This is a genomic window from Microbulbifer sp. ABM4_008 (assembly GCF_056311705.1).
Genome location: NZ_CM149970.1, coordinates 684,502 through 709,659, shown reverse-complemented (window position 1 = coordinate 709,659; position 25,158 = coordinate 684,502). Strand labels below are relative to the sequence as shown.

At 50.2% G+C, this 25,158-nt stretch carries 21 protein-coding genes; 15 read left to right on the top strand and 6 right to left on the bottom strand.

Annotation, left to right across the window (positions count from 1 at the left end; translation table 11 throughout):
* The 3 genes from ACYX4J_RS03060 to ACYX4J_RS03050 all read right to left on the bottom strand — a co-directional run bounded on the left by ACYX4J_RS03060 (position 1) and on the right by ACYX4J_RS03050 (position 4,776).
* Positions 1-1,608, bottom strand: a complete 1,608-nt coding sequence (locus tag ACYX4J_RS03060) for a S41 family peptidase (protein ID WP_476177877.1) — start codon at positions 1,606-1,608, stop codon at positions 1-3.
* A gap of 213 nt (positions 1,609-1,821) precedes the next feature.
* On the bottom strand, positions 1,822-3,213 hold the full coding sequence (gene pntB, locus ACYX4J_RS03055; RefSeq protein ID WP_413663233.1) for a Re/Si-specific NAD(P)(+) transhydrogenase subunit beta: 1,392 nt from the start codon (positions 3,211-3,213) through the stop codon (positions 1,822-1,824).
* A 15-nt stretch (positions 3,214-3,228) separates the two neighbouring features.
* Positions 3,229-4,776, bottom strand: a complete 1,548-nt coding sequence (locus ACYX4J_RS03050; RefSeq protein WP_476177876.1) for a Re/Si-specific NAD(P)(+) transhydrogenase subunit alpha — start codon at positions 4,774-4,776, stop codon at positions 3,229-3,231.
* Between the two features lie 773 nt (positions 4,777-5,549).
* Between ACYX4J_RS03050 and ACYX4J_RS03045 the strand changes: the two genes are divergently transcribed.
* The 7 genes from ACYX4J_RS03045 to ACYX4J_RS03015 all read left to right on the top strand — a co-directional run bounded on the left by ACYX4J_RS03045 (position 5,550) and on the right by ACYX4J_RS03015 (position 16,728).
* Complete coding sequence (locus tag ACYX4J_RS03045; protein ID WP_444934107.1) at positions 5,550-6,137, top strand: ANTAR domain-containing response regulator; 588 nt, start codon at positions 5,550-5,552, stop codon at positions 6,135-6,137.
* Positions 6,138-6,144: 7 nt separating this feature from the next.
* Positions 6,145-7,209, top strand: a complete 1,065-nt coding sequence (locus tag ACYX4J_RS03040; protein WP_476177875.1) for a CmpA/NrtA family ABC transporter substrate-binding protein — start codon at positions 6,145-6,147, stop codon at positions 7,207-7,209.
* 180 nt (positions 7,210-7,389) lie between these two features.
* Positions 7,390-8,853 carry a NarK family nitrate/nitrite MFS transporter gene (locus ACYX4J_RS03035; RefSeq protein ID WP_444915595.1) on the top strand — a complete coding sequence of 488 codons (1,464 nt, stop codon included), beginning with the start codon at positions 7,390-7,392 and terminating at the stop codon, positions 8,851-8,853.
* Complete coding sequence (locus tag ACYX4J_RS03030) at positions 8,843-10,624, top strand: bifunctional protein-serine/threonine kinase/phosphatase (protein WP_476177874.1); 1,782 nt, start codon at positions 8,843-8,845, stop codon at positions 10,622-10,624. The genes ACYX4J_RS03035 and ACYX4J_RS03030 overlap by 11 nt, the downstream gene beginning before the upstream one ends.
* Positions 10,625-10,894: 270 nt before the next feature.
* Positions 10,895-13,432 (top strand): nitrite reductase large subunit NirB, encoded by a 2,538-nt coding sequence (gene nirB, locus ACYX4J_RS03025; protein WP_476177873.1) that lies wholly within the window; start codon positions 10,895-10,897, stop codon positions 13,430-13,432.
* Positions 13,433-13,519: 87 nt separating this feature from the next.
* Entirely contained in the window at positions 13,520-13,966 is a 447-nt protein-coding gene (nirD, locus tag ACYX4J_RS03020; RefSeq protein ID WP_282931350.1) for a nitrite reductase small subunit NirD, read from the top strand.
* Positions 13,966-16,728: a nitrate reductase gene (locus ACYX4J_RS03015; protein ID WP_476177872.1), complete on the top strand. Its 2,763-nt coding sequence runs from the start codon at positions 13,966-13,968 to the stop codon at positions 16,726-16,728. The genes nirD and ACYX4J_RS03015 overlap by 1 nt, the downstream gene beginning before the upstream one ends.
* Positions 16,729-16,827: 99 nt before the next feature.
* Here ACYX4J_RS03015 and ACYX4J_RS03010 read toward each other — a convergent pair whose 3' ends face one another.
* Entirely contained in the window at positions 16,828-17,760 is a 933-nt protein-coding gene (locus ACYX4J_RS03010) for a LysR family transcriptional regulator (RefSeq protein WP_444915590.1), read from the bottom strand.
* 375 nt (positions 17,761-18,135) lie between these two features.
* Here ACYX4J_RS03010 and ACYX4J_RS03005 point away from each other — a divergent pair, with 375 nt between their 5' ends.
* From ACYX4J_RS03005 to ACYX4J_RS02995, 3 genes are all read left to right on the top strand, one after another.
* A complete protein-coding gene (locus ACYX4J_RS03005) occupies positions 18,136-18,738 on the top strand; it encodes a LysE family translocator (protein WP_444918136.1) in 603 nt (200 codons plus the stop codon).
* 83 nt (positions 18,739-18,821) lie between these two features.
* Positions 18,822-19,235 (top strand): VOC family protein, encoded by a 414-nt coding sequence (locus ACYX4J_RS03000; protein ID WP_282931346.1) that lies wholly within the window; start codon positions 18,822-18,824, stop codon positions 19,233-19,235.
* A gap of 80 nt (positions 19,236-19,315) precedes the next feature.
* Positions 19,316-20,041, top strand: coding sequence for a dienelactone hydrolase family protein (locus tag ACYX4J_RS02995; protein WP_444940808.1), 726 nt, complete (start codon positions 19,316-19,318; stop codon positions 20,039-20,041).
* Positions 20,042-20,134: 93 nt separating this feature from the next.
* Here the strand turns inward: ACYX4J_RS02995 and soxR are convergent, their stop codons facing one another.
* Complete coding sequence (gene soxR, locus ACYX4J_RS02990) at positions 20,135-20,623, bottom strand: redox-sensitive transcriptional activator SoxR (protein WP_282931344.1); 489 nt, start codon at positions 20,621-20,623, stop codon at positions 20,135-20,137.
* An 84-nt stretch (positions 20,624-20,707) separates the two neighbouring features.
* Here soxR and ACYX4J_RS02985 point away from each other — a divergent pair, with 84 nt between their 5' ends.
* The 5 genes from ACYX4J_RS02985 to ACYX4J_RS02965 all read left to right on the top strand — a co-directional run bounded on the left by ACYX4J_RS02985 (position 20,708) and on the right by ACYX4J_RS02965 (position 24,444).
* Positions 20,708-20,863, top strand: coding sequence for a hypothetical protein (locus ACYX4J_RS02985; protein WP_476177871.1), 156 nt, complete (start codon positions 20,708-20,710; stop codon positions 20,861-20,863).
* 18 nt (positions 20,864-20,881) lie between these two features.
* Positions 20,882-22,105: an MFS transporter gene (locus ACYX4J_RS02980; RefSeq protein WP_476177870.1), complete on the top strand. Its 1,224-nt coding sequence runs from the start codon at positions 20,882-20,884 to the stop codon at positions 22,103-22,105.
* Positions 22,106-22,197: 92 nt separating this feature from the next.
* Positions 22,198-23,163, top strand: coding sequence for an ABC transporter ATP-binding protein (locus ACYX4J_RS02975; RefSeq protein ID WP_476177869.1), 966 nt, complete (start codon positions 22,198-22,200; stop codon positions 23,161-23,163).
* Complete coding sequence (locus ACYX4J_RS02970; RefSeq protein ID WP_413663248.1) at positions 23,160-23,921, top strand: ABC transporter permease; 762 nt, start codon at positions 23,160-23,162, stop codon at positions 23,919-23,921. Before ACYX4J_RS02975 ends, ACYX4J_RS02970 begins: the two co-directional genes overlap by 4 nt.
* Before the next feature lie 58 nt (positions 23,922-23,979).
* Positions 23,980-24,444, top strand: coding sequence for a GFA family protein (locus ACYX4J_RS02965; RefSeq protein ID WP_476177868.1), 465 nt, complete (start codon positions 23,980-23,982; stop codon positions 24,442-24,444).
* On the opposite strand, the gene ACYX4J_RS02960 is transcribed toward ACYX4J_RS02965, so the two are convergent.
* Positions 24,425-25,057, bottom strand: a complete 633-nt coding sequence (locus ACYX4J_RS02960) for a TetR/AcrR family transcriptional regulator (protein WP_413663250.1) — start codon at positions 25,055-25,057, stop codon at positions 24,425-24,427. The two genes, ACYX4J_RS02965 and ACYX4J_RS02960, sit on opposite strands and share 20 nt — an antisense overlap.
* Positions 25,058-25,158: the final 101 nt, after the last annotated feature.

Here is a 25,158-nt window from a genome sequence, read left to right as displayed (position 1 = left end):
TTATTTCACCATTATGCGGTTACTGCGAGAGACTTCCTTGGTCACTCGTGCATTGAAAGCGGGGGCACCCTCGCTTTCACCGGAAATGGAGAATGAGCTAACCGCAATATCTCCACATTCGCCAGTCTCAATGTAATTCAACGCAGTGGCAAATCGCGCTTCATCAGCATCACCCAGGAGATTGTCAAAGTCATCCCCAATCACACACCCGGGCAAATCAGCATCAGTTCCATAATTACCATTGGGTACAAAGCCATCGGAGTAATCGCCAAAGCCTTTTGCATTCACACCGGAGAACTGAATAGTGAAATAAGTGGTGCCACAGTTATCCAGGGGATAAAAACCGTAAGGCTTACCGCAAGTAGTCTCACCGATCTGAATAACTTCTACATCAATTCCGCGCAAGCCATTGATAATGGCCTCACTGGCTGAGCAGGTATTTTCACTGGTTAAGACAAACAGTCGCGACAGATTTAAAGTCGGCAATTCTTCCCCGTATAAAGACTCATCAACAAAGCCCAGACCGGTCGAGTAGAATGGAGTCCCATCCAATGGCGCTCCGGTAATTGGATTAGTTTCCGGGTGCTGGTCGTTAAACTGGGCAATTTCAAATACCTGCCCCGCAGTATTATCACCTGCGATCATATAAGCTAACTCTGCAGCGATATCGAGGTAACCACCACCGTTATAACGAAGGTCTAGTACTAAATCGTCAACAGACTCAGACTCAAGCTCGCTGACAGCATCAATCAATTCCGCTTCGGCTGTCGCAATATGATCATTGAATAACATATATCCGACTTTGCGGCCCGAATTTGTGTCCACCGTTTTAACATATTGAACAGGATCTGATTGCACTGGTGATGCGACCAAAGTGACAGTCTCAATCGTTGAAGAACCCAAAGGTCTTATTTCAAATACATGGGACTCACCATCGTTTTCCGGCCACATACCGTAATTTAAGGTATCGACATCATCACCATAAGCCAGGTCAACGCCGTCCACACTGATAACTTCTGCACCGCGGGTGATAATATCCGGCAAATTACCACCGTTTTCCTCATCCAGATAAGCGACTACCGCTTTACGTGGCGGCTTATCGGAAAGTAGGGCCCACTGGACACCATAACCTACGTACACACCAGATTCAGTTTGTGAGTACCACTCATCTGACGGAACCGTATAATGGAAGCGGTCCTTCTCTCGACCGGAGGGAGTTAGAGCGAAAGTTCTTAGCTCTTCGAAATAAGCTAAAGAATCATCGAAGCTCGCTGGATCCTGGTCTTCAATCTCGTCGTACCATAGGTAGAGCTCATTACTCATTGAGCGCAGCCAGTTATTCTCGTCCTCGCGGGTGCCCGCTACATCAGCATAAGCCGAACCCGTTGCTGGGTCTGTGCCACTGCGGGGAGCAACACACCGGCTCGCATAAGTTGAGACAGGCAGGAAGTTATCCTTTTCCCAAGTGCCGCCAACGGCAGTTGGCGTCTCAGAACCATCTTCACCATCAGAGTCAGAGCCACCTCCGCCTCCCCCACAGGCTGCCAAGCCTAAAGCTCCCAGAGTAACAACCCCTGCAAAAGCTAGCTTACGTAGACGGATTTCCATCCCCAAACTCCTATTAACCTTTTTATTAGTAAAGATATGTAAAGCGGTGGAGCCTACCACTATTTGAAAAAGGGTTCGATAACCAAGTTTTTCATCAAAAGAAATAGCTAAACCAAAATACAGAAAGGCCTGAAGAGGCACATCACAATTTGTACCCCACCAGGCCTTTCAGTACAAAATAGGTTAATTACTATTATTAACCCGAGTCAGCAACTAATTGCCGACTTTACCCAAAACCCCCTGCAAACTATCTTTTGCATCACCGAACAGCATGCGTGAGTTTTCTTTGTAAAACAGCGGGTTAGCAACTCCCGCATACCCTGAAGCCATAGAGCGCTTAAGGATAACAACCTTGCCGGCCTTCCAAACTTCCAACACCGGCATACCGGCGATAGGCGAGCCCGGTTTTTCCACTGCATCCGGGTTTACCGTGTCGTTAGCACCGATCACCAAAACCAAATCTGTAGCGGGAAAGTCTGGATTAATCTCATCCATTTCCAGAACGATATCGTAGGGCACATTAGCCTCAGCCAAGAGCACATTCATATGTCCGGGAAGACGTCCAGCTACCGGGTGAATACCAAAGCGCACTGTTTTGCCCGCTTTTCTCAAACGATCGGTCAAGTCACTAACCGCCTGCTGGGCATGGGCTACCGCCATTCCGAATCCGGGAACAATAATGATACTGTCCGCCGCATCCAGCTCATCCGCAAGCTCCTGTTGATCAATGGCAATTACTTCACCATCGACTTCCTCATCAGAGACTTCACCACCATCAGAGCCAAATCCACCGAGAATAACGCTGATAAAAGAGCGATTCATTCCCCGGCACATGATGTAACTCAGGATGGCACCGGAAGAACCCACCAAGGCGCCCACTACAATTAACAGGTCATTGCCCAGCATAAATCCGGTAGCGGCAGCGGCCCAACCGGAATAGCTGTTCAGCATGGATATAACCACCGGCATATCAGCGCCGCCAATAGCTGCCACAAGGTGAATACCTAACAGCAATGCAATTGAGGTCATTAACAGCAAGTTAATAACCGTACCCGCATGCACATCTGCCGGTACAAACAACACACCCAGAACAATACAAGCCAAAATGGCAATCAAGTTAAGCCAGTGCCGGGCCGGTAGCATTAATGGTTTCCCGGAAACCAATCCCTGCAACTTACAAAAAGCAACCAAAGAACCGGTCAGGGTAATTGCCCCAATAAATACACCCAGGTATATCTCAGTGCTGTGGACAACATGAGCAGCTCCGTGTAACTCCACAACCGGATCGAGGAAACCGCCCCAACCAATTAATACCGCAGCTAAGCCGACAAAACTGTGTAGCAAAGCCACCATTTGTGGCATTTGAGTCATAGCCACACGCTTGGCCAGCGCCAATCCAATCACCGCACCGACGATCATGGCGATGGCGACCATCCAGTAGGCCCCGGCGGCCACTCCAGCAATAGTGGCGATAATGGCAACTGCCATTCCCACCATGCCGTAAATATTTCCCCTGCGCGCAGTTTCGTGACTGGATAAACCTCCCAGGCTCAAGATAAACATCACTGCCGAGAAGAGATAAGCCATTGCAATCATACCGTTCATCACTCTCTCCTCCCCTTACCGGCGAAACATTTTCAACATACGGTAGGTCACAAAGAAACCACCGAATATATTAATACTGGCCACCAACACGCCAATGAAAGCAAGCAGGCTCACCAAACCCGAATTGGCAATCCCAAGCTGCACTAACGCACCAACAACCACTATGCCGGAAATTGCATTAGTAACACTCATTAGCGGAGTGTGTAGCGCATGAGTAACATTCCAAATCACTTGCCAGCCAACAAATATTGCCAGGACAAATACGGTAAAGTGCGAGACGAAATCAGGAGGTGCCACACGCCCCAACCACAGCAATAAGATTGCCGCGATCGCCCAAAATGCAAAAATAGATACGGGAGATTTTCGTTTCTCAGCTTTCTCCTCAACAATTTTCACTTCTTCAGTAGCTTTCGCCGATGGCTTGGGCTGAGCAGAAATTCTTGGTGCGGGTGGAGGCCAGGTAATCTCACCGGATTTAACCACTGTGGCTCCACGAATCACTTCATCATCAAAATTGAGATTAATCTCACCATCTTTCTCTGGAGTTAGCTCCCCAAGCAGGTGAGCGAGATTGGTTGAATACAGGCGCGAGGATTGTGCCGCTGCTCGACTGGGCAGATTAGTATAACCAAGAATAGTGACACCGTTCTGCTCCACTTTTTCATGAGCCACCGTATAGTCACAGTTACCGCCCATTTCTGCTGCTAAATCCACGACGACAGAACCCTTAGGCATACTGTCGACCATATCTGCAAGCCATAATTTCGGAGCGGGTTTCCCCGGAATTAAGGCAGTGGTGATCACAATATCCACTTCTTTGGCCTGCTCGCGGAACAGTGCCATTTCAGCATCAATAAATTCCTTGGACATCACCTTGGCGTAACCACCGGAGCCCGAGCCTTCCTCCTCAATTTCTACAGTAAGGAATTCAGCCCCCATGGACTCCACTTGCTCACGTACTTCAGCGCGGGTATCGAAGGCCCGCACTATAGCTCCCATGCTTTTTGCCGTACCTATTGCAGAGAGCCCCGCTACACCAGCACCAATAACAAGTACTTTTGCCGGGGGAATTTTTCCTGCTGCCGTGATCTGCCCGGTAAAGAAGCGACCGAAATTATGAGCAGCCTCCACTACTGCACGATATCCGGCAATATTCGCCATGGAGCTGAGCGCATCCATTTTTTGCGCGCGGGAAATTCTTGGAATCGACTCGACCGATAGCGCATTGATATCGCGCTCGGCAAGCTTCTGTAGGAACTCGGCATTTTGTGCCGGCTTCAGAAAGGCGATCAGCGTAGCCCCTTTGGGAATCAGGGCCAACTCTTGATCAGTTGGTGCTTGTACTTTTAATACTACGCCCGCATCAGCCAGGCACTGTTGCATATCCTCGCGGATTTCTGCACCGGCTTCAGCATAAGCTTCATCAGTAAAACTGGCCCTATTACCAGCCCCCTTCTCCACCGCTACGGAAAAACCCAAATCGCGTAATCGTCTTACGCTATCGGGAGTTGCTGCAACACGTGCCTCTCCCTCTGCGGTCTCTCTAGGTATGGCTATAATCACCGCCGTGCCCCTCTTAGTTGATTTTATGAACTTACAGCTACATCTACCTCAAAAAGTATTGGATTGCCCAATTTATAAACAGATCGAGTGTAAACGTCGTCAAAGGGGATGAAAAGAGGGATAACCTGATAGCCGTAATTGGTGAAATTAATAAGACTATATATCCTGAAATGGCTATATAGACCTGAGAGAAATAAGCAAAAATTAGTCTCGCTCGAAACCTTTTTCCTGAAGTTAAATTGCTATTTGTTCCTCCAAAATACTTGGAATTTTCCTTTTTGAATGGCCTTACCGCTCAATTCACTATGAATTTTCAATCCAAAAAAATCTCCACAGCCGAGCGAGCACCTGAAAACAAACAAAAAGCCACAAAAATTTAGGTGCTACTGAATATTTTTGAAGCCATAAACAGATCATCAAACACGCCATACTAGTAAAATATTATCGACAAATGCATCTATCACATTACACCTATAACAAAAAATAACGCGCCATATGACAGTCTATTCACGCAAACCACATATGTGCAGATAATTTTGCCTCCATAGTACCAAGTCACACTTTTCTGCCTGAAAAATATCTACCAGCCCCCTACTTGTGCAAAAAACACAATATCCGCAGAATGTCGCACCAGGAAAAAGCAGTAACATCAGATTTACCTCATGGAATTAGAGACATACATCCACTCCCCCACCTCTGCGTATTTGGCACAACTATTGATTAAAAGTTGGTAAAGCCCAATAAAAATTATTAGATGAGTGCCGCAGTAAATTGTGACTAATCCAAGCCCTGGAATCATGCTGGTCGATGACAATCCCGAGCGCGCCCAATTGGTTTGTGAGCGATTACGTGCTGCTGGCTACAGCATTCTCGCCCAGATCAACAGTGCCGAAGGCCTCCTCTTCCAGGTGGAAAAATACCGTCCAGATATTGTGCTGATAGACATCGAATCCCCGGACAGGGATATCCTGGAAAGCCTGGCCATAGTCAATCGTGAGGCGCCAACCCCAGTGGCTATGTTTTCAGGTAGCGGAAACGCAGACTTTATTAGTCGCGCGGTCGACTCCGGAGTAAGCGCTTATATGGCCGAGGGAATGACCCCTGAGCGCGTGGCACCGGCGATAGAAATCGCTATGGCACAATTTAAACATTTCCAGCAATTGCGTCAGTCTCTTGAGCGCACCCAGCAGCAACTCACAGAGCGAAAAGCGATCGAGCGGGCCAAAGGGCTATTAATGGCCAAGAAGAACCTCAGTGAAGAGGATGCCCATAAGACCTTGCGCAATCTCGCAATGAACAGCAACTCGACCATCCATACAGTTGCCGAGCAAGTAATCCAATATTTTCAGAAAGAGCATTAGAGTACCGATGTCAGCCCTTCTGTGCCCGGAAAAAAAGACCATCAAACTGCTTTACCTGCGCCTGACCGACAGCGCACCGCTGATTGTCGCCAAGGAGCTAGGCTACTTCCAAGAATATGGATTAAAGGTACAGCTGCAAAAAGAAACAAGCTGGGCCACCCTGCGAGACAAGTTAATTGCGCGCAAAGCAGATGCTGCAGCAATGCTCGCTCCTATGCCCCTGACACTGGAACAAGCGTTACCAAATTGCCACGAACACTTGTTAAGTGGATTAATTCTCAGCTGCAACGGTAACGCTATTACCCTTTCCGCAGAATTATTCGAACGTCTGCAAAATTACTGTGAAGGTGACTCACAAAGTGATATCGCCTTGGCGCTAAAGCGCTACCTTCACGACAATAAATACCCACCTACTGTCAGGCTCGCCACGGTTTATCCATTCTCCAGTCATAGCTTGCAATTAAGATACTGGTTGCGCTCTGCCGATATCAACCCGGACCGGGATATAAAACTGGTGGTATTACCGCCTGAACAAATGCTGGAAAACCTCCACAGTGGCGTTATCGATGGCTATTGTGTAGGCGAACCCTGGAACTCCCTGGCCGCCCACAAAGGGTCCGGCGTGGTTATTGCGGCTTGTAATACACTGCTGCCAGCTATGCCGGAAAAAGTGCTGACAGTCACTGAGACCTGGCACCAAGTCAACCCTGCGACCCACTTGGCCCTAAGGGCCGCTCTTCTCAAGGCCTGTACCTGGCTTGCCGCACGCGCAAACAGAGCCGAAGCTGCCAAGCTCTTGTCCCTGGGGCAATACCTCAACTTGCCTGAGGAGCTGATTCTGCGCTCCCTCAATGACCAGATTCTCTACCACCGGGACCGGGAAATTCTCGCCAATCCCGGCTGGCACCTCTTTGCCCATATTGATAACGACTGCGGGCGTCCAACTCAGGAAAAAGCACGGCAGCTGCTGGAGATGTATTCAGACCTGGGGAGCTCGACACTCCGTGCAGCAGAAGCCTATCGTCCAGACCTCTATCAGCAGACAGTGGATTTCCTGCTCGCAAAAAAATAGTGGCACATTAATTGAATGGAAATAATTCGATGATGCAATTGCCTTCCCTCAGGCGCATCAGCGCGGTGAAGCGGTTGTTCGCCGAATATAACGGGCAACGAAGTCCATCGTCTGCAGTCAAGCGGCTGCAGCTGTGGGCTTTTTTTGTGCCTGCGGAATTAGCAAACAAAGGAAATGCGCATGTCCAGTGACTCACTCAATCTATTCTCGTTCCGCGGGAAGATAAAAGTGCTCCACCTAACCTGGGTGGCCTTCTTTATCACTTTCTTTGCCTGGTTTAACCACGCACCACTGTTAATGGCAATTGCGAAAAGCCTTTCATTAACTCCAGACCAGGTCAAAACCCTACTTATTTTAAACGTGGCCCTGACAATTCCCGCGCGCATTGTAATCGGGATGCTCACTGATAAATATGGCCCCAGACTCACCTATTCGCTATTACTGGCAATCGGCAGTGTGCCTTGCTTTATTTTTGCCCTGGCAGACAACTTTGTACAGGCAGCCATTGGCCGATTCCTTTTGGGCTTTATTGGTGCAGGTTTTGTCGTAGGCATCCGAATGGTGTCCGAGTGGTTCCCGGCTCGACAGCTGGGTACCGCAGAGGGTATTTACGGGGGATGGGGAAATTTTGGCTCAGCTGCAGCAGCCATGTCCCTGCCCACTATCGCCCTGTTTTTTGGCGGTGACGACGGCTGGCGCTATGCCATTGGCCTCACTGGCGCAATCGCACTGGTTTACAGCGTAGTTTATTACTTCTCTGTGACTGATACGCCCAAGGGGTCAACCTATTTCAAGCCAAAAAAAATTGGTGCTATGGAAGTCACCAGTCCCGGGGATTTTATCCTGCTTCTGGTGATGAAAGTGCCCATGTATGCGGCACTGGCTCTGCTAACCTGGAAATTATCCAGCGGCGTTGCATTAATATCCAACCTTACTGCCAACCTGATCTATGCAGGCCTGGTATTATTGTATCTTCTGGACGCGTATAAAACCTACAGTATTAACCGTGAAGTACTCAGCAACCCACCAGCACCGGTACACCGCTATAAGTTTAAGCAAGTAGCAGTTTTGAATCTGCTCTACTTCGCGACTTTCGGTTCCGAATTGGCTGTGGTTTCCATGCTGCCCCTATTCTTCTCCGAGACCTTTACACTGGACCCGGTAAAAGCTGGCTTGCTGGCCTCCGCCTATGCCTTTATGAACCTCATGTCACGCCCTGCCGGCGGATTGATTAGCGACCGCTGGGGCCGCAAACCTACCCTGCTGATCCTCACCGCTGGCCTGGCTCTGGGTTACTTCACTATGAGCATGATCGATGCCGAGTGGCCCCTGTACCTGGCGGTCGCCGCTGCCATGGCCTGTTCCTTCTTTGTGCAAGCTGGTGAAGGCGCTGTATTCGCAGTGGTGCCCCTAATCAAACGCCGCCTAACCGGGCAGATTGCCGGCATGACTGGCGCCTACGGCAATGTCGGAGCCGTTTTCTATCTCACCGTTCTCAGCATGGTGTCTTACCAGGCCTTTTTCCTGGTAATCTGCGCTACCGCATTGCTCGGCTTTGCCGCCCTGCTTCTACTGGAAGAACCGGAGGGACAAATGGCAGAAGTACACCCCGATGGCAGCGTATCCATGATCGATGTTGCCTAATAACGATCTACCCACTGCAGCGAGCACAATAGAATCTGGGCTCGCTGCCAGTGACAGTTCGCAGGGCGATAAAGAAGATGTCCTGCAACTGTTCACTGCCTCCTGCGCCGGACTTCGCCAACACAATGACGACGCCTGCGCAGTGAGGCTTCCCGAAGGCGCTGAATTACAGCGCCACGGCAGCCTTGCCGCAGTAGCCGACGGTGTTGCCAATGCAGAAGCCGGCGGTGAAGCAGCCCGCGCTGCCATCAATGGATTCTTTTCCGATTATTACAGCACCCCGCAAACCTGGTCGACAAAGCACTCTGTTGCGCGGGTTTTGCACTCGCTCAATAGCTGGCTGTTTCGACAGAGTGGCGGCAGTGCCGAAATTAAACGGGGTTGGTTGACCACTTTTTCTGCCGTTATTTTCAAAGGCACCAGCGCACACCTGGTTCACATCGGCGACTCCCGGATCTACCGACTACGCAACAGAAAATTAGAGTGCTTGAGTAGCGATCACAGCCACAGCCTCGGACCTGGACGCACCTTTTTGAGCCGCGCCCTGGGAATGGATGCCCATATTGAAGTGGACTACCGCTGTGAGGAACTGCAACCCGGGGATATTTTCCTGGTGAGTAGCGATGGTATTCACGATTTTCTGCCTGAAACAGAGTTAATTGAGCTATTGCTTAATTTTTCCAGCTCAACCCCTCAAGGGCTTATTGATGCTGCTCTGAAAGCGGGCTCCACCGATAACCTGACTGCTGTCACTTGCCGGATAAATTATGTAGGGCTGCCCCAGTGCGATGAATTGGCTATGCGCAATCGCGAACTCCCGTTCGCACCTGACCTGCGCCCAGGCCAAAAGCTCGACAACTTCCTTGTTTTACAGGAATTACATGCCAGCAGCCGCAGCCATCTCTATCTGGCCCGAGACCTCAATACCGAAGTATTGCGGGTGATAAAAACTCCCTCAGTTAATTTCTGTGATGACCCCCACTACATCGAGCGATTTATTGCTGAGGAGTGGACCGGGCGACGAATCTCCCACCCAGGAATTATTAAAGTTTTTGCTCCCACTTCTGAAAGGCACTGTCTCTATCATATTCTCGAATATATCGAAGGACAGACTTTGCGTCAGTGGATGCAATTAAATCCACAACCTCAAATTCCCCAAGTGCGGGAGCTAATGGCACAACTGGTTAGTGCGTTGCGAAGTTTACAGCGGTTGGAGATCGTTCACGGCGATCTCAAGCCAGAGAATATTATGATGCGCAACGACGGGCGCCTGGTAATCATTGATCTCGGTGGTGCCGATGGCCCAGGGCTCAGAGAGCAATTACATCTATCTGGTGAAACAGCACCCGGCAGTAAGAATTATGCAGCTCCGGAATTCTTTTTTGGGGATAGCGCCAGCCATCGATCAGACATCTTTTCCTTGGGAATCATTGCTTATGAATTGCTCACGGGCAAATATCCCTATCCCGAGCGCTTTGGTAGCTACCACTACCGTTTAAAGAGCTATAACCAAATGCGCTTTACTCGCGCATCCGCACACCGCAAAGATATTCCCTACTGGATTGATAGCGCTCTACAAAAGGCTTGTGCTCCTGATCCTAAAAAGCGCTACAACGCATTGTCAGAATTTATCCAGGATCTGCAATCTCCCAGCCCAGATTTTAAAGCCCCCCAAAGCCGCCCCCTGCTAGAAAGAAATCCGGTTCTTGTCTGGCAGCTACTAACTTTAATTCTACTGCTCTCTCATCTGCTCTACTTCTTTTGGCGCTAATACATAAGATTTGAATAAGCACATTTACAGCGCAGAAAATTAATTAAATGCACCACTTTGTCGCAAAAATTGTGGACAATCAGGCCAAACCCCCTTTATTACTAAAAATAAAATTGGCATAGAGATTGAATGTATTTAATTACCAACAAATTATTCCCCCATTACGAGGCAACGGCGCCTGTACTCTTCGGCAGAAGAGGAGACGCCCTTGCCATTTCAGACGGGCCCTCTTCCTGCCGAATAAAACGAATTGAGACGGCAGGATTGTAAATGAAGGCAAATGTTAAACCTCAAAAGCTGATTGTGATTGGCAACGGTATGGTCGGGCACCATTTCCTGGAACAGCTCGCCAACCATCAATACGCCAAACAGTTTGATATCACCATATTCTGTGCAGAGCCCCGTCCCGCTTATGACCGGGTCCACCTTTCCGAATACTTTGCCGGACGCACAGCTGAAGACCTGTCCATGGGAAACTTGGAGCAGTATCAGCAGTGGGGTTTTAATATCCTGCTCAATGACAAGGTGGTGCAAATTGATCGGGACAATAAAACAATTACTGCGGCAAGTGGAGCCAGCCACTCTTACGACCAATTAATACTTGCCACCGGCTCCTACCCTTTTGTTCCGCCAATACCCGGTCATCAACACCAGCGCTGCTTTGTATATCGAACCCTGGAAGATCTCGATTCCATTCGCTCGATTGCCACCAGTGCAAAAAGTGGTGTAGTTGTCGGCGGTGGCCTACTAGGCCTGGAAGCTGCCAATGCCCTGAAAGCCCTGGGACTTGAAGCCCACGTTGTCGAGTTCGCCCCAGGCCTTATGGCCACTCAGTTGGATGAAGGTGGTTCAGCCCTATTAAGAACAAAAATTGAAGCACTCGGGGTTCAGGTACACACCAGTACTGCCACGGAATTGATTGAAGAAGTAGGCGGCCGCCTGCGTATGCAGTTCAAGGGAGATAAAGAACTGCTTACCGATATGATTGTTTTCTCCGCAGGCATTCGCCCCCAGGATGAACTGGCAAAATCCAGCGGGCTGGAAGTTGGCGAACGCGGCGGGATCGTAATTGACAGCAACTGCCGTACTTCAGACCCGAATATTTTCGCTATCGGCGAATGCGCGCTTTACGATCAGAAAATTTTTGGCCTGGTCGCTCCCGGTTACAGCATGGCGCGTACTGCTGTCGCTCAACTGACCGGTGGAGAGGAGAGCTTTAACGGTGCTGACATGAGCACCAAGCTGAAACTCCTGGGTGTACAGGTCGGTTCTATTGGCGATGCCCATGGTCGCACCAGCGGCGCTGCCGCTATTACTTTTGTAGACGAGCAGAGCGGTGTTTACAAACGTATGATCACCGATAGCGAGGGCAAAAAGCTGCTGGGTGCGGTGATGGTGGGGGATACGGTTGACTACGATACCCTGCTGCAATATCACCTCAACGATATTGATCTGCCCGAACACCCGGAACAATTAATTTTACCGGCAACCGATGGCGCAGCTCCCGGGCTGGGTGCCGCTACACTTCCTGCGTCGGCTACCGTGTGTTCCTGCCACAATGTAAGTAAAGGCCAGATTATCGACGCCGTTGCCGGTGGCTGCCACTCACTGGCTGATGTCAAGGATGCAACAAAAGCATCTACAGGTTGCGGTGGTTGTGCTGGGTTACTGAAAAATATTGTCGATGAAGAGCTAGCGGCGCTCGGCATGGAAGTGAACAATCACTTATGCGTGCACTTCCCCTTCTCCCGCCAGGAGTTATTCCACATTATCCAGGTGGAAGAAATAAAAACCTTTAGTGAATTATTAAGTAAACACGGTTCAGGGCGCGGCTGTGAAATTTGTAAACCTGCGGCCGCATCCATATTTGCCTCCCTGTGGAATGAACATATTCTGGAGCAGACTCATGTCGGCTTACAGGACACCAACGATACTTTTATGGCGAATATGCAGAAAAACGGCAGCTATTCTGTAGTTCCGCGTATTCCCGGCGGCGAGATCACACCGGAAAAATTAATAGTGATCGGCGAAGTGGCCAAACGCTACGACCTTTATACAAAAATTACTGGCGGCCAGCGTATCGACTTGTTTGGCGCGCGCCTGGAGCAGCTACCGGAAATTTGGCGAGAGCTGATTGATGCCGGATTTGAAACCGGCCATGCCTACGGCAAATCCCTGCGCACGGTTAAGTCCTGTGTTGGTAGCACCTGGTGTCGCTTTGGGGTTCAGGACAGCGTTTCAATGGCCCTTCAAGTAGAGAACCGCTACAAGGGATTGCGCTCTCCACACAAAATAAAAATGGCTGTCTCCGGCTGTACCCGTGAATGCGCTGAGGCTCAAAGCAAAGATGTCGGGGTTATCGCCACTGAAAAAGGTTGGAATCTATTTGTTTGTGGCAACGGCGGCATGCGCCCCCGCCATGCAGATTTGTTCGCCACTGACCTGGATGACGAAACTCTTATCCGCTATATCGACCGTTTCCTGATGTTCTATGTGCGCACCGCCGATAAATTACAGCGCACATCTGTGTGGCTGGAAAATCTTGACGGCGGCCTGGATTACCTGCGCGAAGTCATTATCGATGACAAGCTGGGGATTTGTGCTGAGCTGGAAGCCCAGATGGCCCGAGTAGTAGACACCTACCAGTGCGAATGGAAAACAGCCATTAACGATCCGGAAAAACTCAAGCGCTTCCGTCAATTCGTTAACAGCAACGAAACCGACGAAAAGATTGTTTTCGTTAAAGAGCGCGGACAACCGCGTCCGGCGACCACTGACGAGCTAGTGGAAACAGCCGAATCCGCCTAAAGCTTCACCCGGCGGCGCAAGCCGCCAGTTATACCTTTATTAATAAATTGCTTTTGAATCCTTTCCATCCATAGTGAGGAAATTATTATGAGCCTGGCTGCCCTGCAAGAAACTCCCTCAAATTCAGTTGCCATAACCCACCCCCAATGGTCTCCAATCTGTCAGCGATCAGATTTGGTCACCAACTCTGGGGTATGTGCGCTTTGGGGCGATACCTCCGTATACCCAACGAAGGCTTTGAATACAGTGACTAAAACTGTCTATCAAAGAAGCATCGCCCTGTTTTTTTTACCCGACCAGGAACAACAGCTTTATGCCGTTGACAACTGGGACCCAATCGCACAAGCTGGTGTGATTGCAAGAGGAATTATTGCGGAATTGGAAGGGGAATTAACCATTGCTTCCCCAATGTATAAAAACCATTTCCGCCTTAGCGATGGAGTCTGCATGGAAGACAGCGATATCAAGCTTGCCACCTACCCGCTGGCATTTAGTGGGAACACGGTTTACATCGGCAACAATAAGTTACAGTAATGGCAGTACAGGAATTTCTGAGCGCGCACCGCTCCTGCACTACCTGCCCCTATTGTGGTGTCGGTTGTGGGGTTTCGGTTAACAGGGAAGAGCGCGCAAATACTACAGCGATTACTGTTAGTGGCGATTCCCAGCACCCTTCAAATTTCGGCAAATTGTGCGTTAAAGGTTCTGCGCTCGGCGAAACGCTGGGCGAACACGGCCGTCTCCTGCACCCTCGCCTACACGGAAAAGATTGTGACTGGGATACCGCACTGTCTTATATGGCCGATGCCTTTAAGCAGACAATTCACGACCATGGCCCTGACTCGGTAGCTTTTTATCTGTCCGGTCAGCTTCTCACCGAAGACTACTATGTAGCCAACAAGTTAATGAAGGGATTTATTGGCTCTGCCAATATTGATACCAATTCCCGACTTTGTATGGCCTCTGCGGTGGTGGGATATAAACGCGCATTTGGTGCCGATGCAGTCCCCTGCTCCTATGAGGATCTGGAACAGGCTGAACTTATCGTGCTTGTCGGTTCCAATGCAGCCTGGACACATCCGATCTTATTCCAGCGAATGCAGGCAGGTGCTGCAAAGCTTGTCGTTATCGACCCCCGTGGCAGCGCTACCAGTGAAATGGCAGATCTGCACCTGGCAATTAAACCTGGCACTGATGCGGCACTATTCAATGGACTACTGCGTTTTCTCAGCCGGCACTATTATCTAGATACCGACTACATAAAAAATCATACACAGGGATTTGCCGATACCTTAGCTGCGGCTCAAGACTGGTCACCAGAATTAACTGCGGCCACCTGTGGCATATCTATCGAAAAACTATTGGAATTTTTTCAGGCATTTGCAGCAACAGAAAAGACCATTAGTTTTTATTCCATGGGAATCAATCAGTCCAGCAGCGGAACTGATAAAAACAACGCAATCATAAACTGCCATTTAGCCACCGGACGCGTGGGCAAAATTGGTGCAGGACCATTTTCTATTACCGGCCAACCCAACGCGATGGGTGGACGCGAGGTGGGCGGACTTGCCAATACCCTCGCCGCGCATATGGAGTTTAACGAGCAGGATATTGACCGGGTATCACGATTCTGGAATTCCGATCAAATTGCTACCAAGCCGGGAATGAAGGCTGTGGATATGTTCCGCGCGGTAGAAAGCGGAAAAATTAAAGCCATTTGGATTATGGCTACCAACCCCGCCGTCAGTATGCCCGAAGCCGATAGAGTCAAAGCCGCACTACAGAAATGCCCGTTGGTTATTGTCTCCGACTGCATTGCCAATACCGATACCGCTCGCTGTGCCGATTTGCTACTTCCTGCAACGGGCTGGGGAGAAAAAAACGGCACTGTCACCAATGCAGAACGACGTATCTCTCGGCAGCGTGGATTTTTATCCCCAGCGGGAGAAGCTCGCCACGACTGGCAAGCCCTGTGCGGGCTGGCCCAACATCTGGGCTATGGGGATCAGTTTAATTATTCACACCCCGCCGATATTTTTCGTGAGCACGCCCAGCTTTCCGGCTTCGAAAACCACGGCTCCAGGGCTTTCGATATCTCCGCACTCGCCAATATCAATCGCAGCGAATACGATGCATTGGCTCCGGTGCAGTGGCCGGTCAACCAGGAGCACCCCGCCGGGTGCAAACGCTTATTCACCAGTGGACAGTTTTTTACCCCGGACAAACGTGCGCGCTTTATCCCCATAACGCCGCAGCCTCCGGAACAGCAGATCAGTGACGACTATCCCATATGGCTCAATACTGGCCGTATGCGCGACCAGTGGCATACCATGACCCGAACCGGGCGGGTAAGGAAATTACTCGATCACAGCGAACTGCCGGAAATACAAATAAACCCCAAGGATGCCGCTCGCTTCCAGGTTAACGATGGGGAATTAGTTCGGTTAAACAGCGCCTCATCTAAAATGGTCGGCCGCGCCGCCCTCAACGGAGGACAAAAAAGCGGGGAGATCTTTGCCCCCATTCACTGGAGCGAAACCTTCTCACAGGATTCCAAGCCCAGCGCCCTGGCGGACTCCAGTATTGATCCCTATTCCGGCCAACCAGAATTCAAACAGGTTCCCGTTAGTGTCAGTCCTCTGGCAGCTGAATACTTTGCCACAATGATCTGTGCCGAAGAGACTGCCGATAGAGTATGGGATTGGTTACAGCAGCCCAACGACAGCAGTATCCTGCACTGGTATCGAGTCCCCTTGGAAAGTGGCTTTCGCTATGAAATTGCCGCGAACCAACTTATCCACGGGCGGGAACTGGCATCCAAGATAATGGTCGACCAGCCCCAATTATTCTGGCAGGAATTGGTTACCCCTAAAAGTCAGCGCTGGATCGCCTACGACGATAACTTAAAACTGCTGATTTTCTCTGGCAGAGACTGGCATCAATTACCCAGCCGACAGCACCTGGAAAACTACCTGGCCACTCCCTTGCCGGAATCACCGGGGCAACTGCTTCATCCCATAAAGCCCGGTGTGAAGATGATTTGTACCTGCCTCCAGGTTTCACGGCCACAGATAGAGGAGGCTATCGCCCAGGGCATTAACACTGTCGAAGCACTGGGTGAAACTCTTGGCTGCGGTACCAGCTGCGGTTCCTGCAAACCAGAAATCGCCAGTATTATTCGCACAGTTAATGCCTCTGAAGACACATCCATGGAGTCAACTCCGGTAAAGCAAGATCCGGTAGAAATAAGCAGTAATGCCCAAATAAATATGGTTCAGGAATTTATTCCGCAGTAAGGTTTTAAATTCCCCCATGAATAAAAGAACCTCTGCCCGCAAGTGACCAACCTTGACGGCAGAGGCCTCTACCGAGCTATTGAGAACCTTCCGGGACAATCAATCAACCGCTTCTGCAGCTAGCTTTTGCGTTAAATCACGAGGATGGCAGGCGGCCAGCTGGGTATCACTATCGGCCAAATAATCAATCAGTTTCTGTATAGGACCTTCGGAGACTCCGTTTGAAGGCCTAACTGCATAGGCGGGTAAATTCGGAAGCTGCCAGTCTGGTAATAACTCTTGTACATCATCCTGTGCGCTTATTAAAAATCGAGGTGGCGCCGATAGTCCCAGGCCGCAGCTCGTCAGTCGATAAGCCGCTTCAACGCTGTCGACAGTCGCTACCGGGGTGTAGCTAACTTCATATTCGCCCTGCTGCCGATGTAGAAATTGCCGGTGATTGGGCCGCATTGTCAGCCCAATCCAGGGCCAGACTGCAAGGTCGCGAGGATGACCCGGAAAACCATAGCGATCCAGCATATCGCCACTGGCAATTAACACCCGCTCTAATTCAAATATCTTACGCGCTTTCAAATTGCTATCAGGCATATTACCCAGGCGAATTGCCAAGTCAAAACCACCGCCAATTACATCCTCGTGCTGGTCGCTGCATTGAAGTTGTAAATGAATACCCAGATCCCGTCGGACAAAGTCCACTATTTTGCTCAGCAAGCGGCTGTGGATCAAAACGGCGGGGATTGCAATTTTAAGCCGACTGATACTGCGTTCCTCTCGCGCTTTGTATTCTCCGAGACCATCGGCGTACAAATCCAATATATTCTGTGCCGTTTTATAAATCTTTTCCCCATCTTCGGTCAGGGACAACTTGCGGGTATTGCGATACAAGAGCGCAACGTCAAGACTTTCCTCCAACCTCGCCACATAGGAACTAACGCTGGCGACAGAAATATCCAGTTCCGAAGAAGCGCCTCTAAAAGAGCCGCTTTCCACAACCTTGGCAAACACCAGTAAATAGCGAATATCCTTTAGCACAATAGCAACTCCCTATGAATTCTCTAAAGATACTTCTGGGTCAACAGGAAAGAATACACCGCTCTTACGAAGATCTGTGAATATATTGCTGTTAGCGCCTAATCAGCATCCAGTCTCATGCAGCACACTCGTCCATACTTACTACTGGGGTGGAAGGAAAGAATACACCGCACTCGAGACACGCAGTAAATACATCCCTGTAAGCTCCTAATCGGCATCCATGCCTCATAGGGTCCCGAGCGCAGTGTATTCTTTCCTTCTCCCTTTTTAGTAAGTAAATTTTTATAAACAATATATTTCAGTTTTAAGTATCTAATCATTTTCCTACCAGGCCATTAAAGTCTCCAAACAATTGATAACTGCCAGGAGCAGCGAATGTCACTACTTCTTGCTATGTTTGGGTTTTCCCTGGCTATGTCCATTACACCGGGGCCGGTGAATATGGTTATCATTTCCTCCGGGGTGAATTATGGATTTATCCGCACCTTGCCCTTTGTATCAGGAGCCACAATAGGCTTTACACTGTTACTTGCAGCTATAGGCCTTGGGCTCTATCAGGTAATAGAAATTTATCCCCAGTTACTACGATATGTCGCGATACCAGGATCAATTTATGTAGCCTATATCGGCTACCAAACAGCGGCTGCACCTACTAATCATGCGGATATTGAGCAGTTACAGAAACCACGCTTTTACCAGGGGTTTTTATTGCAATGGCTCAATCCGAAGGCCTGGATCGCCTGCCTTTCTGGAGTGGCTATTTTCTCCAGCAGCGATAACCACAGCAATTTACTCTCATTCACCCTGATTTACTTTCTGGTTTGCTATATATCATTAAGTACTTGGGCTATTGCCGGGGATCGGGCTCGCTTACTATTAGAGAGTCAATACCGGCGCAAAATATTTAACAGATCCATGGGGAGCCTTCTGATTATTTGCGCTACCTACCTGCTCTATAGCCAGGCTTTTACAGATTAACTAAAAAATCTCTAACATTTAATTCACTCGACAACTACCTTAGGGTCCACCTAGTCTTAGTAAAAATTAAGCTTGGGCCGCCTATGATTAAGCTCCACCATATTGACCATATTGTATTGCGTGTCCAATCCCTAAAACCCATGCTCGACTTTTACCAAAATATTCTTGGATGCAGCATTGTGCGCCAACGGGACGATATTGGCCTCTACCAACTCCGCGCAGGCACTTGCATGATAGATTTAGTGCCAGTTGATAAACCTATCGGCCAGAGAGGGGGAGCAGCACCAGGAAAGGAAGGGCGGAACCTGGATCATTTTTGCTTCCGGGTTGAACCCTTTAATCCGGAGAGTATTCAGGCCTTTTTAGCGCAGGAACAGGTAAAGTTTTCGCCAGCAGAAGAGCGCTTTGGTGCCGATGGAATTGGCCTGTCAATTTACATCTCGGATCCCGAAGACAATGTGATTGAGCTGAAAGGACCACCCACTGGCAACAACTGAAGTTTGTGCCACGCTTGCGGAGTAGCCGGGCCCTTACCGGTTTCCCAACGACTCTTTCTCGATCAGCCAGGCGACTCACTATGGAAGCGGAAGTAATTGACTACACCGTAAACGGAGATACTTTTTGCGGATATCTCGCATGGGATGAAAATATCAGTGAAAAACGGCCGGGGGTTTTACTGGTACACGAATGGTGGGGGCACAATGCCTTTGTTCGCGAGCAGGCGGAGAAACTGGCCAACTGCGGCTACCTCGCTTTTGCAGTGGATATGTTTGGCGCAGGCAAACAGACCGATGATCCACAAGAGGCACAACAGTTCAGGGATGAAGCCCTGAAGGACCCGGTGGCCCTTGAAGCGCGCTTCCGCACAGCATTATCACTGCTCCAGCAGCGGCCCCAAGCAGACCCGGACCAGGTCGCAGCACAGGGCTATTGTTTTGGCGGCGGAGTCGTACTCGCTATGGCTCGAGTCGGCGTGGACTTGCGCGGCGTAGTCAGTTACCACGGGGCACTGGCAAGAAGTACGCCCGCACAAAACAAACCTATTAATGCTGAAATACAGGTCTACACCGGCGGCGCCGATGTGATGGTTCCACCGGACCAGGTCGGCCAGTTTGTTACTGAGATGCAGGAATCCGAAGCCAAATTAACTCTGGTCAGTTACCCGGGGGTCCTACACGGATTTACCAACCCCTGTGCAACAGACCGGGGAGAAAAGTTCGGCCTGCCGCTGGCCTATAACCGTGAAGCCGCTGAGGACGCCTGGCGGGGAACACTGGCGTTTTACGAGAAGATTTTCTCCTGAAGTGAGCGCCGGAAAACCGCTATCAGCCTTTTAGCAATGATAAAAGTACGCCTTGGGGGTTGGTAGCAGTACTCGTGTATTGATACCACTTTCCTATTCGGTCAAATCCAAATAGCGAGCTCCCCCTCCCTGCTCCGCAGCTTCATCCCCGGGATTCCGTAAAGGGCATTTCTGCATAGACAAACAACCGCAGCCAATACATCCCTCAAGGTCATCGCGCAACTTGGTTAACTGCTGGATACGCTGATCCAACTCTTCACGCCAGTGAGAAGAGAGTGATGACCAATCCCCCGCATTGGGCGTGCGCTTATTGGGAAGCTCCCCGAAGGCCTCGCGTATTTCCGACAATGGAATCCCGGTACTCTGGGCCACCTTGATAATGGCCACTCGTCGCAACACATCCCGTGAGTAACGCCTTTGATTTCCGGAGGTCCGCCAACTGGCAATCAGGCCTTTGCTTTCATAGAAATGGAGGGCGCTGACTGCCACGCCGCTGCGCTCGGCCACCTCGCCAACAGTCAGCTCCCGCTTGATTTGCTTTGACTTTACCGCTCCTTTTTCGGCCGATTCTTCAGCTGCCATAAAAATGCCCACCAACCATTGACCTAAACATTAGTTGAGGTTTTACACTGCTGCGCAACCTAATGCAAGCGAGGGAGAAAAGTGATGGAAAAGCACCAAGCAAACGGCGTTGCGCAACCAGCCGGTCAAGCCACCCCAAACCTGTTCTTACTACTAGTGGCAGCTGCAAGCCTGAACCCCAAATTTGCTAATGAAATACGCGAGTCTGGAGATACCGCGAAGAGAAACTCTGGGACCTAGAAGCAGCGACTAATAATCATGAAGCACACGACCAGCGGGATACCGTCTCAGAGCCGTATCACATTACTGTGCCTGGCAGCACTCACTATCATGTCGGGGGCCACTGTAGCCCCGTCACTACCTGCACTGCAGCAGTATTTCTCAGGGACACCCAATAGTGATTTGTGGAGCCGACTGGTAGTGACCCTACCCGCTTTGAGCATCGCCCTCTGCGCTCCATTAGCAGGCTGGATAGCTGATCGCCATGGCCGCCTGCAATTATTGAAAGCAGCCCTGGTACTCTATGGACTATCCGGTCTACTAGCCCTATTTCAGGATAATCTCGTAGGTATCCTGACTAGCCGCCTACTATTGGGAGTTGCCGTGGCCGGAACAATGACCTCGGTAACAGCCCTGGTGGGGGATTATTTCAGCCGGGAGCAACGCCTAACTTATTTGAGCCAGCAGAGTACTTTTATCAGTATCGGTGGGGTCGTATTTCTAACCCTGGGCGGACTACTGGCCAGCTTACATTGGCGCGCCCCCTTCGCAATTTACTTGTTGGCCTTACTACTAGTTCCAGCAGTTAAAATTTTCCTTTGGGAGCCCGTGCGAATAAGGCCTTTCAAGCACAGAGCCCCAAAAAAAGAAAAGCAGGCTAACCCGCTTGCATTTTATGCACTACTGGCGGCGGCAACTTTAAATAGCCTGGCTTTTACCCTGATTCCAACTCAGATCCCGTTTTACTTGCGCGAGATAGAAATCTCCTCACCCAGCCTTATTGCTATGGCTATCGCCTCCAGTAATATTATGGGAGCCATCGCCTCATTACTGATTTACCGGCGAGCCCGGAATCAACTGGGAGTGCTCGGCGTTTTTATCGCAAGCTTTACTATTATGGCCGCCAGCTTTGGGCTGCTCGCCGGTGCTCAAAATCTGACGGAAATAGTTGCTTTTATTGCCCTCTACGGACTTGGAATGGGTACCCTGATACCACATATCTTTTCTACGGCTCTCGAGTCTGCTCCGGAGTCAAAAAGAGGGAAAACTGCGGGATTTCTGACGACTGGAATTTTTCTTGGGCAATTTATTTCGCCTTTCATCAGCCAGCCCTGGATAGATAAAATGGGATATTCCAGTGCATTCTCATCCATGGCTTTAATTTTGATGTTCACCGCCTCCAGCGCGGCTTTGATATACATCATTAAAATTAAAAAAGAATTCTCATTGGCATATACTTCCGGGCTGGGATCGGGAAACTGATCCGACAGGAAAGGTATTCCTCCTTTCTGCCCGATAAATCCACCTGACAACACACAGCCAAAGCCGTACGGTAATTTTGGCAAGGAGAAAAAGTGGAATCGATTATTTCCATCAAAGGCTTGGGAAAAACCTATGCCGAGGGGTTTACCGCCCTGAAGAATATCGACCTGGAAATTCAGCGGGGAGAACTCTTTGCCTTGCTCGGCCCCAATGGTGCGGGCAAGACAACCATGATCAGCATTATCTGCGGCATCGTAAATCCGAGCTGCGGTGAGGTCACTGTCAATGGTTACAATATTCAGCGGGACTATCGCAATGCCCGCAATGAGATTGGTCTGGTGCCCCAGGAGATATCCACCGATGCCTTTGAAACCGTTTGGGCGGCAGTGAAATTCAGCCGCGGTCTATTCGGCAAGGCTCCCAATCCCGCCTATCTGGAGAAAATTCTACGGCAGCTATCCCTATGGGAGAAAAAAGATAACAAAATTATTACGCTTTCAGGAGGAATGAAGCGCCGCCTGATGATCGCCAAAGCGCTATCCCACGAACCCAATGTACTCTTCCTCGACGAACCCACCGCCGGAGTCGATGTGGAGCTGCGCCAGGATATGTGGCAAATGGTGCGCGAACTGAAAGAGTCGGGGGTAACCGTTATCCTCACCACCCACTATATCGAAGAGGCCGAGGAAATGGCCGATCGTGTCGGTGTTATCAATCACGGCCAACTGGTTCTGGTTGAGGAGAAAAATGCACTGATGAAGAAAATGGGGGAGAAAGAACTCAGCCTGCAATTGCCCACACCACTGCAACAAATTCCAGAGAGTCTTGCTGACCTACCACTCAGTCTCAGCAGCGATGGCAGCCAGCTGGTTTATCGCTTTGATATCAAAAGCGAAGACACTGGTCTTGCGGAATTTCTGCGCCGTTTAAATGCCGCCGATATTGAATTCCGCGATTTACACACCCGGGAAAGCTCCCTGGAGGAAATTTTCGTCAACTTGGTTCACGGTGCCCGCCTTGAACCGGAAGAGCAGCTCAGTAAGGAGGCACAGGCATGAATTGGTATGGAATTGGCGCCATCTATAAGTTTGAGATGGCCCGCACCTGGCGCACCCTGATGCAGAGCATCGCCTCACCGGTGCTCTCCACATCTCTCTATTTTATTGTCTTTGGTGCGGCGATTGGATCGCGTATGGGGGATATCGACGGGGTCAGTTACGGGGCCTTTATTATTCCAGGATTGGTTATGCTGGCACTGCTCAGCGAGAGTATATCCAACGCCTCTTTCGGAATATTTTTCCCTAAGTTTTCCGGCACCATTTATGAAGTACTGTCCGCTCCCATATCCTCCTTCGAAATCGTCACCGGATATGTGGGTGCCGCAGCGACAAAGTCCATTTTATTGGGGCTGTTGATATTACTGACCGCTCGCTTTTTTGTGGATTACGAAATTGTACACCCCTGGTGGATGCTGACATTCCTCGCGCTGACTGCCGTCACTTTTAGCCTGTTCGGATTTATTATCGGAGTTTGGGCCGATGACTTTCAGAAGCTGCAAGTTATTCCGCTGATGATTATTACGCCGCTCACTTTTCTCGGCGGTGCATTTTATTCGATCAGTATGCTGCCAGAAATGTGGCAAAAAATTACCTTGTTCAACCCAGTAGTTTATTTGATCAGCGGCTTCCGCTGGGCTTTTTACGGCGTAGCCGATGTTAACCTGGGGCTGAGTATCGGCATGACTTTGCTCTTTCTGGTGCTGTGTCTCACCACCGTCTGGTGGATTTTCCGCACCGGATACCGCATCAAAACCTGATTCCTCCCCCACGCCGCTGTGCCAACCTTAGTAAAGGCGGTACAGCGGTGGACTTAGCATGGTGGAGGAATATCACGAAGGGGGCTGCGTTTGCGGGCAACTGCGCTTTCGCGCCCTCGGCTCCCCTAGCCGGGTCAGCCTGTGCTCTTGTCAGTGGTGTAGAAAGCGCAGCGGTAGTCCCATCGGCTTATCGGTCTACTTCAAAAAGAAACAAATAGCCTTTCTTCAGGGCCATTTGCAAACCTACACTCTTTACTCCGATGCCAGTCGCTGGATAAAGAGCCAGTTCTGCCCCGATTGCGGCAGCACGCTCACCTGGACACTGGAATTCCTACCCGAATATCGGGGCTTTGGCGGCGGCGCCTTTGATGCACCGGAATTTATTTATCCCGAGCGCTATGTTTACAGCCGCAACAAACCTGAGTGGCTCCAGGTCGCCAGTGATATTGTCCTATGCCCCGCGATGGCGGAGCAGCCCAAGAATACAGGCAATAATCCCAGCACTAGTGGTGGGCACACATAAAGGTTCTCACCGCCTTTTGTACGCGCTCACGACGCTCTTCCTGTGTCGACATTTGTCGGCAGCCGATCAAGACCTGCATATGGTGGCAACCCAGCAACAAACCGATAAAATCTTCCGCCGCTACGGCGGGATTATCCACCTTCAACATCTGTAACTGATTGGCTCTGCGCAATAGCTGCTCTATCTCCCCCAAAATCCGCTGGGGACCTGCATCAAAAAATAGCTGGGCCATTTCCGACTCCTGGGATGCCAGGGCACACAAAAGACGTAACAGACGCACGCTATCCTCGCTCTCCACCATCCCCATAAAAGCGTCGCCAATACGCTCCAGGACCTGCTCTACCGATTCCCCCTCTTCTAAAGCAAAGATGGGCAGGGGCATCATCATTTCGCAGCGAGAGGCAATAGCGGCGCTAAAGAGCGTCTCCTTATCGGAGAAGTGGCTGTAGACCGTAAGTTTGGATACTCCCGCGGCCGAGGCCACCGCATCCACGCTGGTAGCGGCAAAACCGTGGGATAAAAACAGGTCCCGGGCGGCATCCAGAATGGCTTGGCGTTTCACCGGATCCTTGGGGCGACCGCGCTGGGCGGCCGTCTGGGTCTGCTCAGACATAGCTCTCCATATACTAGACTCGTTAGTTCATTAAATATACTATACTCGCCAGTATAACATTGATGGCCGCCCGGCCATGCTTGACCCAGTCACGGATCTGC